The organism is Hyalangium versicolor (assembly GCF_020103695.1).
Taxonomy (GTDB): Bacteria; Myxococcota; Myxococcia; order Myxococcales; family Myxococcaceae; genus Hyalangium; species Hyalangium versicolor.
In genome coordinates, this window is record NZ_JAHXBF010000018.1 from 230,638 (window position 1) to 243,079 (window position 12,442).

The window sequence follows — 12,442 nt, forward strand, 5'->3', positions numbered from 1 at the left end:
CGAAGAGAGGCTGATATGCTCCCGCGTTCGACCCGGCACAGGGTAGAGGGAGTGAAGCATGGCCGCGCCCGCGCCGCCGGACGGCTCCGTACATGTCAGCCTCGGGCAGGTCCTCACCCAGACGCTGGTCGAGGAGATCCTCGGCACACTGCCTCGCTGGCATTCCGATACGGGGAGGATCCTCCGGGGAGAGGTCCAGTTCATCCTCGAACACATCCTCCCCACCCGCGGAGTCAGGTTGGGAGGGGCTCGCCACGTATCGCGCATCCCCGCAGCCCACTTGAAACGGGCCCTCCGTCCCATCGTGGAGAGCAAGAACCCCGCTTCGTTCATCCTCTGCTGCGTGTGGGCAGATCTGCAGGAGGAGCTGAAGCGGCACGGGGCCAGCGTCCTGCAAAACCTGGGGCGAGGGCTGTGGGACACCTTGCGCAATGCCCAGCCGGTCTTCGCCGGGTGGGAGCGGGCGCTCCTGGAGCAGGCCACCCAGGCCCTGAAGCAAGCCGTCCCGGGAGTGCGCGAGGAGCAGGCCCGCCTCTTCCTCTTCTTGATGGCCACGCGGGAGCCCAACACACTCTCCACCGAACGCGTGAAGCCGCAGCCGGGAGCCCTCAAGCCGGCGCTCGAACTTTTGACCGACGCGCAGGCTCAGACGCTCTGGCAGGTGCTGCGTCGGATGGAGGCACGGCTGGGGATTGGCCCGCTGCGGCAGGCGGCGCGGGAGGCAGCGTTCCTCGGCAAGGCGTCGCGGCAGGTCGACTTTGTCGCCTTCAAGCGGCTCATCCCCAACGTGGATGCGTTCGCGAGCCTCCTCGGGCAAGGGCTCGACAGCCGAGACTTCCAGGCGAGCTCGCTGCGGACCCTTCAGCTCTTTGCCTTCAGCGCCTGTGAGGACCCGTCGCTGGATCCCCGCGCTCGCAACGCCTTCCAGCGGGCGCGCAGGGCCTTCAAGACAGGGGACTGGGAGCAGCTCCGGCGCTCGGGGGAGGACCTCGCGAAGGTGCGCGAAGAGGAGCCGCACCCGCTCCTGGAACTGACGGAATACCTCCTCGCGTTCCTGTCCGGAGATCTCGAGCGGGTGCTGAACGCCCTCTCGCTGCCTCTCGCCGCCCCCTCCGAGCCGCCTCTCGCTCCAGAGCCCGCCCCGTCCGCGCTCCCCGCCACGGCCAGCCATGCCGCCTCTGAGAGTTCAGCGGCGCGCGACCTGCTCATGCGTTGGGCGGAGGCCGCAAAGGCGGACGCCCCCGTGCAGCCCCTGCCCCGGTGCCTTGCGTTCCTGGGCGAAGCCATGAAGCTCCGGGGGGAGGTCCGCGAGGGCACCTCAGCCATGGCCTTCGATCGGATCGTGGCCGCCCTCGCCCTCCAGTGCGCGGCCCGGGATCGGCTGGAGGCCCGGGGCCGGAGACGACTCGCGGCCCTTGCTGGCGCCAACGACGCCCAGGAGCTCGAGAGAAGGCTCGTGGAGTGCGCTCAGGCAGCCTGCCACTCGTCCGCACTGGCGCGGGTCTGCACCGAACTGGTGGCGCGCGGCCTCCACGCCCCCCTCGCGGAGGTGGGCGCCGCGCTCTCCCAGTCTTCACCGGCGACTGCTCGCCGGTGGGTGGAGGCCCTGGCCATTGCCGTGGCGCTGGTGGGCAGGGAGCAGAGCGCCGCCTGCCGCGCGGGCCTGCTCCGGGCGCTCGGCGCCCATCACCAGGACTTGGAGCCCATCGAGGACTTCCTGGACGATGCAGAGCGGCAGTCCCGGCGAGGCCCGCAGCCCGACGTGCTACCACTGAAGTCCACCGGGCCGCTCGTCACGAGCTTCGTCACGGCCATGGGCAGCCGCCTCTGGGAGCGAGGGCGGGAGAGCACCTCCGCCGCGAAGCTCAGCTTCTCGGTACCCAGGGCCGCCGCGCCGGGGCTCTTCTTCACCCCCGGCACGAGGTACATCGAAGTGCCCCTCCGTATCCGCAACGAAGGGGAACTCCCCATCGGGGGGCTGAGCCTCCAGGTCAGCAGGCCCGCGGGGGGAGACTCTCCTCTCGGCTCCGCTCCCGTCGAGCTGCACATCCCCTGGCTGGGTGGAAAGGGCCTGGAGGACTCCTCTTCGGTCATCATCGCCTGCCGGCTCGAGCTGGATCCCGACAAGACGGAGCAGTTCAACGAGCTGCGGCTGGTGCTCGAAGCCTCCTGGTTCGGCGGCGCCGCCCGTGAGACGTACGCCCTGCCGCTGCGCTTCGAGGAGACCCTCCCCGAGGACGCCGAGCTCGCGGGCTATGACGGCCAGCCGCTTGACCTCCAAGACGCGCAGACACTCCGGCTGTCCTCCGCCTCCGTGCAGGCCTGCTTCAGGAAGCTGCGCGAGCGGCTCCGCCTGGGCAAGAGCGTTCGCGCCGTCATCTTCGGGCGGCGCCGGCGAGGCAAGAGCTCCCTCTGCGTCTCCCTGGAGCGTGACGAGGAAGTGCGCAGGCAGTTCGCCGTCCGCTACCAGTCGTGGAACGGCTCCCGGATGACGACGGTCTCCACGGCCTTCTCGACGCTCTCGGAGCTCCTCGTGGGTGCGCTGGCCCAGACTGGCGTGGAGGCGAAGCGGCTGGACGTGTCGGAGCTCTCCCGCGCGGAGGAGGTGTCTCAGCGCTTCCTGTACTGGTTCGACACGCTGGCGGATTCGCTCCCGGAGAAGCGGCGCGTCCTGCTGATCCTGGACGAGTTCCAGAGATGGATCGCGGGGCTGGGCTCCCCACAGGAGCGGCTGGCGCTGCTGTCGGCGCTGAGGCACTTCAACGATCGGAGCGGAAAGCTCGAGGTGTCCCTCGTCCTGAGCGGGCTCCAGAGCCTGAAAGGACTCGTGCAGGAGTCCACGGACCTGGCCAACGCCGTGGAGTTCTTCGAGCTGAGAGCGCTGACCGAGGAGGAGGCAGACCGCTACCTGCGAGAGCAGGTGCCCCTGGAGCTGGATGGGGCTACCCGCCGGCGGCTCACCAGTCTGAGCGGTGGCAACCCCTACGTGCTCAACCGCCTGAGCACCAGCCTCCTGGAGCTGTTGCGGCACCAGCGGCGCCGCTGGTGCACGACCGCGGACGTGGACCTGCTGCTGCTGGATGACGATGTCCGGACGGGGCGCCTGGCGGAGTTCGTCCGGTACATGCTCCACGAGGATGAGGACGATGGAGCCCCGACGCTCCGTCAGCTCACGGTCCTCCGAGCCGTGGCCTCGCTGCTCCACGAGCGCGGGGACTTCGACGGAGACACCCGCCTCGCGGACGTGGAGGCCTGGCTCCAGCGCAGCGGCGTGGAGTTCGAGCCCGGGGAGCCCGAGCGTCAACTCGACGAACTGGCGCGGATGGGCCTCCTCCAGCCGCGCGAAGGAGGGCGCTACGCCCTGCGGGGCGAGTGGCTCTGCAGGCAGCTCGCCGCGCTCGAGGTTGGCAGGGTGAAGCTCCTCCCCGTCACCTCGCGACCGGATCCGGATCTGGTGCTCGGGCGCTATCGGAAGAAGCAGCAGTTGGGACAAGGCGGAGAGGCGGCCATCTGGCTCGCCGAGGACGTGCACGAGGGCGGTCCTGACGTGGTGCTTCGCCTCCACCCCCCGAGCACCCTCGGGCTGCACCAGCGCATCGAGCGGGAGCGCGACATCCTCTCGCGGATCCGCCACCCGAATGTCGTGGGGTTCCTCGGAACCGGCATCGACGAGCGCCACGGAGGGGTGGTGGTCCTCACCCATGTCCAGGGACACACGCTGGAGCACCTCCTCGAGGCGAATCCGCCCGCCGCGCGCTCCTTCCTGCCGGGCGGAGAGCTGGCCACGCAGGTCCAGCTCCTGAAGAAGATCGTGGGTGCCGTCGGGGCGTGTCACGCGGCGGGCATCGTCCACAAGGATCTGTCACCGCGAAACATCATGGTGGCCGAGGAGCTCGGCGTCTGGGAGCCCAAGCTGATCGACTTCGGGCTCTCCGGGCTGGACAGCCGGCCGATGTCGGAGACGACCGTGCTCGGCACTCCGGGCTACGTCGCGCCGGAGAAGCTCCGGGGCGAGCGACGGACGCCAGCGGCCGACATCTACTCGCTGGGTGCGCTGTTCCTCCGGCTGGTGACAGGGGGTGAGCCGTCCGAAGGCGCCCTCACGGAGGAGCGGGTGCGCCGCCGGTGCGAGGACGCGAAGGTGCCCGCGCGCCTCACGAGCCTGCTCCAGCAGATGCTCGCGGAGGAGCCGGGGCTGCGTCCCTCGGCCTCGGAGGTCCGTGGGTACCTGGAGACGGTGCTCCAGCCGCTCTCGTGGCGAGAGCTCCGGGAGCAGGCCGCCGCGGCCTTCATCGATGATCGGGACGATGATGCCATCCACCTCTTCGGGCAGGCGCTCTCAACCGTGGCGGGCAACGAGCGCCGCGGCGAGCAGTACGAGCTGCTGCTGGGAGAGGCCGCGGATGCGCTGGAGCGCTCGAGCCAACCGGTGCCGTGGGATGCGCAGTGGCTGGACCAGTGGCTCCTGTTGGCCCGGACGGCGTCCAAGCCGCTCGGGAGCGCGGAGAAGATTCCCTCAGCCCTGGCGAGCTACAGGGTGAGGTTCCCGCGGGAGGGTGCCAGGCGGGTCCATCAGCTCGCCACCGCGCTGGCCCAGCCGCCGAGCTCTCTCGCGTTGGCCCCGCTGTTGAGTGCGATCGCCAGGCAGGATCTGTTCCGGGAGCCGGAGTCCGCGACTGCCACCTTCGAGGCCCTGGCCCGCTACTATGCCGAGAAGCTCTTGGACGTAGGGGTGCTCGAGAGCTTCGGCACCGCGTGCGCCAGGCACGCGCGGGTGCGTCTCCAGCAGCCGCTGATGGCGCAGCTCTGGCTCCAGCGCGTCCGCAGCCTGGGGCACCCGGCGCGGGGAGATTACGAGCAGGAGCTGCAGGCGCTCATGGAGTCTCGTCGGAAGACCGGCAGTCTCCAGGCCCTGCCCGAACCGCGGCAGCAGGAGCCCATGAAGGTAGGGGCCGACGAGCGTGCGCACCTGGTCATGGCGAAGCTGGAGGAATTCGACCGGCGCGTCTTGCGGCTGTTCCCGTTCATCTACCGCCTGGAGCGGGTCGCCAAGGATCGACACCTCAAGGCCTCACGCCCCACGCTGCTACGGCTGGACAACATCGCCAGGCACCTGCCGCAGGGGAGCGAGGACCCGGGGAACCTCATCCCGCTCGCGCTCGACGGCTCCTTCACTGCCGAGGGCATCGCCCTGCGGATGAACATCGTCCTGCCTGCCCACAGCACCTCTTCTCAGCGAGACGCCGCGTTCGCGGTCCTGCAGGCGTCGGCGGAGCTCTTCGACTTCCACGGGTAACCCGACCTGGCCCCAAGCACCGTGTCCAGCCAGACGGCCTGACCGTCCGGGGGGTTCACAGCGGCTGTATCGAGTCGAGGATCGCCAGGTTGCGCGCCAGGGTTCGCTCGAGATGAGCCAGCGGCGACTTGGTATCCATGCACAGGAGCATCGTTCTGTAGGTGCGCACCTCGCGAATGCGCACGGTCGGGTAGGTTTCCTGGGTGCCGTAACGCATGGCTCGCGACCCGGCGTAGCGGACCAGGTCCGGGTGATCGATGGTCGTTTCGACGCCGAAGCCCTCGAGGTTGACCTCGGCCAGTTCCTCCAGCTCCGCCGGGTCCACGTCGCGGACAACCTGCAGGAGAAACTCGTTGCGACAGGGATTCTTCGATTGCTCCAGCCAATCGATCGCCGGCGCCGAGAACGTCACCGCATCGGCCACTTCACGAGTGATCTGCCAGGTCTCCGGAAGCTGGAATCGAAACCCCTTCGCCTCGACTGCACGCATCGGCACCTCGTAGGACGCTGCCAGCGCACGCAATGCCAGCAAGCCCGGCTCGGCAAGCCGGGTGATGAAGGCGTTCCGGGTTCTGGCCAGCTTGTCGTCGAGCCGTTGCAGGGTCGCCGCGTCCAGCGGCGCCTGGTTGAGGAAGAAGCGCATGCAGTCGTACTCGACCCAGTCGAAGCCGTCATCCAGGTGCCGTAGCGCCAGCGGCGCCGCGTCGGCGTACCAGCGATGCGCGATGGCCTCCAGCGCCAGGCTGCCCAGGCGCCGCATGTGCGGCGAAGCCCGAGCGAACAACTGGCGGATCACGGCGAAATCCCGTTCGTCCTCCACCATGCCGGCCAGTTCCTGGCCGACACGCAACTGCTCTGCGAAATCGGCAATGCCGTCGCCTTCCTCCAGCTTCTTCTCGAACCCGCCGATGCGGTCGTTCATGCCCTCGAGTTGACTCGACATCATCCGCTCTGTGTCAGCGACCAATCCATGAGGGTGAGGCGTTGCGAGTTCGTCAGCATCGTGGGTCAATCCGGGCTCTGATCGTCGCTGCAGCACGTAGCTCCGGCGGCAGGTGCTGTCGTGGCGGTCTACCACAGAGAGAGCCCACCCCGCCCAGGAGCTGAAGAATGCCGGGAGGGAACTTAGAAGAACGCGCGCGGGTTCTTTGACTCCGGCGGAATCGGCTGGAGCACATCCCAGTGCTCGACGAACACGCCATCCACCACTCGGAAAAGATCCACCACGGCGAGGCCAGTCGGGTGGGCGGCGTTGACCAGGCGATAGTGAACCATCACCAGCTCCCCGTCTGAGAGCATGCGCTGAATGTCGACCTTGGCTCCGTCGAGCGGCGTACTTCCGCGTTGGAAGTAGGCGAGGAAGGCCGCTCGACCTCCATCGGAGCGATCCGGCAGCGGAGCGAGCTCGGGGCTGTGATCGACGAAGCCGGGGCTGAGCAGTCGCTCCACCTCGTGCCAGCGCTTCGCCACCACCGCCTGGTACAGCGACATCAGCAGTTCCTTGTTGTGTTGGGTCGAGATCATGCGCGAGACGGTACAAAGCAGCCGCGACGATGACTTGAATCTGCGCGCCAACCTGCGCGATGCCCCGATGAGTGCATCTCTCGACGCATCGCGGACGAACACGCCCGCAGCACCTGTCACCGCCGCCGCGCGACTCGCCTGTACTCGCTGGGCGTCATCCCCGACGCGGCTCGGAACGATCGGCTCAGGTGCGCGGCGTCGCTGAAACCGGTCTCATGCGCAACCTCGGTGAACGAGCGCTGCGTCTGCGCGATCGCCAGCGTCGCCGATCGGATCCGTAACCGCCTCTGCATCACGCCAATCGTCTCACCGCGTGACTGGAAACGGCGATTCAAGGTCCGCAGCGACTGGTGGGTAGCTGTGGCGAGAAGGCGCGGCGTCCAGTCGGCTTCGGGCGCGGCCTCGAGAGACGCGACCACCTGGGCCACAGCGCCCTCCGTTGCTTCCGAGAGCCGAAGCCGGGGCGAGGTGCGCGTCGGTCCATGGCTCCAGGAGATCCGAATCGACTCGCCGTCATCGAGATCCATCGAGACGTCTCGATACCCCTGCGCCCGCAGCAGCCCCAAGACCGCGCCACAAATCATCCAGCGCTGCGGTCCGGACGGCCTCCTTCCGTCGAACGGCAGAGACGCCAGCCGCACGGAACGCGGGCTTTCCCTCGAGAACGCAGTCAGATGCTCCACGCCCCAGGCGAACTCGAGAGCGCGCCAGCGCAGCGCGAGTGCCTCAGTGTCGTCCGCACCCTCGAGCAGGTACAGCGCCGGCGAGAACGACAACCGCGACAAGCTCGAGCCGAGTGCCACGACCGCATCCCGCCCGCCGATTCGGGCCACCTCCGCGACCTGCGTCCTCAACAGCCCCACCGGCTGCAAGGCGAGCAGACACGGGTCAACAAGGTGAGAGGGGGCCGCCAGCTGAACGAGCATGGCACTGACGCTCTGTTGCACGCGCACGAAGCTACCTCACCTCTCGCCCAACCCCCGCTTCCAATGCACAGGGGTCGGCGGCCTCGGCCCCTCAGGAGCCGCCGCTCTGCAGGCATCGTGCGGAATCCGCAGCGGCTCGTGCGGGTCCTGCATGGACGAGGCAGGCTGAGGACATAACCGCGCGAAACCACGGGCTCGCCGTGGTTGGTGCGCGCCTTGCTCAGGCTCGCGAGGCCAAGGAGCCCGGAGGCTCCTTGCGAAACCCACCTGAGGACAAGAGACACGCCATGAGGAATTCCCGATCGCCGAAGACGAACCTGTTCCTTTTGAGCCTGGCCATTCCCTCGCTCGCCGTGCTCCTTCCAGCCTGCGGGGCCGAGATGGAGAACGGCTCCGAGAAGATTGAAAGCGTGGAGCTTGCCATCTCCAGCATCGCTCCTCCCATGCAAACCGGGAAGACGTTCTGGGGGACCGGCGGGCTCAAGGAGTTCCGCGCGATCACCGCGTCGGACTGCTATACGCCCTGCTTCAACGACGCAGCCTGCTCGGGCGGTACCTTCAACCCGGACAAGCAGTACTGCTGGCTCCGCACTGGCTCAGGCACCGTCGGCGCCGGCCTCGTCTCGGATAGCGCGTTCACGATGCCGTCCGACCTGCGCAACTCGTACTTTCAACCGCTGCTGAGCTCAGGGCAGACGTTCTGGGGAACGGGCGGAGTGCGCGAGTTCAGCACGCCCAACGCGGCGGACTGCTACCTGGCCTGCGTCAGCGAAGCGTCGTGCACGGGCGGCACCTTCAACCCGGCCAAACAATACTGTTGGCTCCGCGGCGGGGGCGGAAGCGCGGGCGCTGGGCTCCCCTCGGACTACGCATTCAGGATGACGCCCGACATGAGCGACATCAACACGGTCGTCCAGCGGTACTCGCCCGTCGTCGTGCTGCACCCGTCCGAGACGTACATGCCCGACAACGTCCAGCACTACCTCCAGAACGTGGAGCTCCACGCGGGGCTGCTGCTCTCCGGCGAGGCCGACTCCGATTACGACACGTTCAACCTGCTCCACCTGGCGTCCTACTCCACGCTCCCTCAGGGCCTCACCCAGAGCGCGAGCTCGCTCCGAAGCACCGTCAATGACTACGTGACGAGCAGCAGTCACTTCCGCTGGTCGCCGAGCGGCCCGATCGCCGGCATGACCTGCACGCAGATCACCGAGGGCGCCGACCCGTACACCTGGAACGACAACTACTTCTGCAACGACCTCGGGATCACATTCTCCTGGTCGTCCTCGGGGCCTATCGCAGGCAAGAAGACGTGCATCCAGGTCAACGAGCCTGCGGACCCGCACACGTGGAATGACAACTATCTCTGCCACGACTCCGCGGTGGAGTTTCAGTGGTCCTACGGTGGGCCTATCTCCGGGATGAACTGCACGAACTGGAGCGAGGGGGCGGATCCGCACGGGTGGAACGACAACTACCTGTGCAACAAGCCGCTCTCCAACTACACCAAGGTGTGGACCCAGATCCCGGCCGACAAGGACAGCCTGAAGAACGGCGATGTCGTGGCGGCGAAGAGCTATGTCGCCCTCGAGCAGGCTGCCGGTTCGAACGAGCTCAAGATCCAGTACTGGTACTTCTACCCGTACAACGGCCCTGGCCGGGTCGAGATCTGCGCCTCCGGCAATCTCTGCAACAACTACCAGCTCCCGAACGTCGGCCGCCACGAGGGAGACTGGGAGCACGTCGACGTCGTCGTCAACACCCAGACCGGTAGCGTCGTCTCGCTCTTCCTTTCGCAGCACGGTGGAGGCAGGACCATCGGCACGAACGAGCTCCAGTCGAGCATCGGCTGGCTCGGTGGCAGGCACCCGGTCGTCTACTCCGGCTACTACTCGCATGCGTTCTATGCGAACGCGGGGCGCCAGGAGTACGAGCGCGCGTGGAACTACGATTACTGGATTGGGACGGCCTCGGTGGACCTCTACGATCTCACGGGCGAAGGGACTCGGTTCTCGGCCTACAGCCCCGCTCAGTTCCAGGTCGTGGCAGCAAACGTCCCGGGGCTCCAGGTCACGAAGCCGGAGTGGGCCTCCTTCTCCGACCGGTGGGGCAAGTACGAGAGGAACCAGGTGACCTTCGTGATCGATTATGGGGTTGGCACCTATAACTACACCCAGAAGATGATCGGAACTGGCCCGTACAAGTCGTTCTGAGCGCTGGGTGCGCAGCCGCTCTCAGTCGGGGTCCGGGTGACCGTCCACCCGCAGCTGAAAGAGGAAATAGGGAGGAATGCAGGCGCCCTGGGTCTCCGAGACCTTGGCGCAGAGGTAGTCATCGCGGCAGAGCTGGGTCTCGTCACAGGACTGCAGCGCCCCAGGCCGCACGTTCTCCCTCAGGCACCTCGCGAACGGCAGCCGCCCGCGCGACAGGCACTTGTTGAACGTCTGGAGCACGGCGATCGAGCCACACACTTCGCCCGGACGCAGGTTCTCGCAACCGCCCGAGCACATGCCTCCGGGAAAGCCCACAGCCGTGTCCTCGCAGTGGCGACCGGGGCCGCAGCTGACTTCCGCGCCGGGCAGGAAGCGATCCACGCGGGGATCTTCAGCGGGCTCCACCTGACCAGGTTGGCAGAAGGAGCCTGCTCGGGCCTCTCGTGGCATGCACACACCCGTGGGGCTCCCTCGCGGGTCCCTCACGAGCGCTCGGCATTCGAGCCCCTCGGCGCAGCTCCAGTCGCGGAACGATGGATCGCCCAGTCCGCAGTGCGCCCCGATGCCTCCCTCCCCCGCCGGGGCCTGGGTAGAGGGCGCACGGAAGGCCTCGGGGGGACGCTCGGCCAGCACATCCTGGAAGAAACGCTGGCGTCGTGCCTGGTCGAGCAGGAAATGGGGCGAGGCCGAGACGAAGATGGAGTTCACCGCGTCCGTCTCGCGCCTGTCCTTCCCCAGGAAGTGGAAGCCCGCCGCGGTGCGGCCCTGATGGCAACCCATGCAGGTGAGATCGTCCAGGCGCCGCAGGAGTCCCTGGGGCGATCGCACCGTCTTCCTGCCTGTGAACGAGAGCTGCGCGAAGTCGCTTTCCTGGAAGAGCCGATGGGAGGGCGCGTTGGCCAGTCGATGGGGACCGGCCAGCGCCACGGACTGCGCGCGGGTGGCCAAGAACTCCTGCGGTAACTGGACCACGCCTTCGTCAATCTTCACCAGGTTCCTGGGCTCGGCGATCCAGGCGCGCAGCCGCTCCTTCAGGCCCGGCTCCGCCTGGAGGCGCTCCACGTCGGGAGTGTTCTCGAGGAAGCCCGGCTGGAAGCGGTCCCCGTCCTTGAGGAAGACGCGCAGGAGATACTCCGCGTAGCCCCCGAAATCCGGCCGCACCGTGGACGGCCAGCGCACGGACTGCAGGTTGAGCTCGATCGACTTGAGTTCGAGTGGCCCGAGCGAAGCCGGGGTGACGGAGCGGGGATCCCACGCGAGCGCCTGGAGGAAGTCCTGCCAGGCCCGTGCTCCCTCGACGCATGAACCCGCGTCTCCGGGTCCCCAGAAGACCACGCTGAGGGTGAATGGGAGGCGGGAGTAGATCGGCTCGCTCGCGGGGATGCGGTAGGCCAGACGGTAGATGAAGCGAAGCTCCCCACAGTGCTCGGGATGGAAAGGCGCGCGGTCGAGCCGGTTCACGATGCCGACCAGCTCGAAGAACGCATGGGGTGATTGCAGCCATTCGCCATCGAAGAGGCGGTGGGGGTGGCGCATGGAGACGCCCAGGGAGTCATCTCCGTCTTCCAGCTCTTCGAGCTCCTGCGTCACGCTCTCCGCGATCGAACGGTAGGCACCATTCTCGAACAGGCTCTGGTTGTCCGGGACGCGCTTGGGAGTAACGAAGGCCAGACGCGCCAGGTCGAAGCCTTGGCTCTCCAAAGTCTGCAGCAGGGCAGGATCATCCACGCGCAGAGGAGCCTGCACGCACACAGAAGCCAGCGTCAGCCATACTGCCAGGTGAGACACCACTCAGCCCTCACAGGAGAACGCTCAGCTCCGCGAGCGGTCAATCGCTGAGGGTGACATCTCCCCAGAAGCCAATCCATTGGTCCACCTGCTTCATGAAGGTCTGCGGCTTCTCGTAGGACCACGCGGCGCGCTCGCTGCGACCGCTGGCGTCGGCGACGTCGTAGAACTGGACTCCGTGCGGACACACCTTGTCACTGGCGTTCTTCGGCGCGGCCGTGAGCAGCTCCATCCTCACCGCCGAGCGCGGGAAGTAGCGGTAGCCGCCCACCTCGAGGGTCTGCGCGCTGTCCGCGATCACCTGACCATGCCATGTCGCTTTCATGGGCTCGACGCTAGCCTGCGGGAGGCGAAATCGCGAGGTGGGCTCCCCTCCCCAAGTTCGCCTTCGGGGACGCTCCTGAATCAGTGGAGGCCCGTTCTCGACGAGCCAAGACATGCTCCGGGTGGCCGAATGCGAGGCTCGCAGGGCTCCCAACAGCGCCAGCGCGTCGGCGAACGAGAGCGCATCGAGCACGATGCGCGTGAACGTATCTCCCGCGTCCAGCTTGCGCGCCCCTACCCGGGCCCACTCAAGGAACTCTCCGTTCCCAGCCAGGAGCCATCGAGCGACACCAGCGAGAAGCCCGAGGCGAGCAGCTGGCTCTGGGACAACCAGACGTTCATGAAGCAGATCGGGCTCGCGCAGTAGCGCT

The 12,442-nt window shown here is 67.5% G+C and carries 8 protein-coding genes; 3 read left to right on the forward strand and 5 right to left on the reverse strand.

The genetic code is table 11. The annotated features are described in order from the left end of the window. Positions 1-58: 58 nt before the first annotated feature. Entirely contained in the window at positions 59-5,296 is a 5,238-nt protein-coding gene (locus KY501_RS33905; RefSeq protein ID WP_224367829.1) for a serine/threonine-protein kinase, read from the forward strand. Positions 5,297-5,351: 55 nt separating this feature from the next. Here the strand turns inward: KY501_RS33905 and KY501_RS33910 are convergent, their stop codons facing one another. The 3 genes from KY501_RS33910 to KY501_RS33920 all read right to left on the reverse strand — a co-directional run bounded on the left by KY501_RS33910 (position 5,352) and on the right by KY501_RS33920 (position 7,746). After that, positions 5,352-6,218: a hypothetical protein gene (locus KY501_RS33910; RefSeq protein ID WP_224367830.1), complete on the reverse strand. Its 867-nt coding sequence runs from the start codon at positions 6,216-6,218 to the stop codon at positions 5,352-5,354. 203 nt (positions 6,219-6,421) lie between these two features. Beyond that, positions 6,422-6,820, reverse strand: a complete 399-nt coding sequence (locus tag KY501_RS33915; protein WP_224367831.1) for a nuclear transport factor 2 family protein — start codon at positions 6,818-6,820, stop codon at positions 6,422-6,424. A gap of 116 nt (positions 6,821-6,936) precedes the next feature. Further along, positions 6,937-7,746 carry an AraC family transcriptional regulator gene (locus tag KY501_RS33920; protein WP_224367832.1) on the reverse strand — a complete coding sequence of 270 codons (810 nt, stop codon included), beginning with the start codon at positions 7,744-7,746 and terminating at the stop codon, positions 6,937-6,939. Positions 7,747-8,033: 287 nt separating this feature from the next. Between KY501_RS33920 and KY501_RS33925 the strand changes: the two genes are divergently transcribed. Beyond that, positions 8,034-9,959, forward strand: coding sequence for a Vps62-related protein (locus tag KY501_RS33925; protein ID WP_224367833.1), 1,926 nt, complete (start codon positions 8,034-8,036; stop codon positions 9,957-9,959). A gap of 21 nt (positions 9,960-9,980) precedes the next feature. On the opposite strand, the gene KY501_RS33930 is transcribed toward KY501_RS33925, so the two are convergent. Together KY501_RS33930 and KY501_RS33935 are read right to left on the reverse strand one after the other, a co-directional pair. Next, positions 9,981-11,747, reverse strand: a complete 1,767-nt coding sequence (locus KY501_RS33930; protein WP_224367834.1) for a hypothetical protein — start codon at positions 11,745-11,747, stop codon at positions 9,981-9,983. A 40-nt stretch (positions 11,748-11,787) separates the two neighbouring features. Beyond that, the gene (locus KY501_RS33935; RefSeq protein ID WP_224367835.1) at positions 11,788-12,072 is read right to left on the reverse strand and encodes a DUF427 domain-containing protein; all 285 of its coding nucleotides are present in this window, start codon (positions 12,070-12,072) and stop codon (positions 11,788-11,790) included. Between the two features lie 129 nt (positions 12,073-12,201). Here KY501_RS33935 and KY501_RS33940 point away from each other — a divergent pair, with 129 nt between their 5' ends. Next, positions 12,202-12,438, forward strand: a complete 237-nt coding sequence (locus KY501_RS33940; RefSeq protein ID WP_224367836.1) for a hypothetical protein — start codon at positions 12,202-12,204, stop codon at positions 12,436-12,438. Positions 12,439-12,442: the final 4 nt, after the last annotated feature.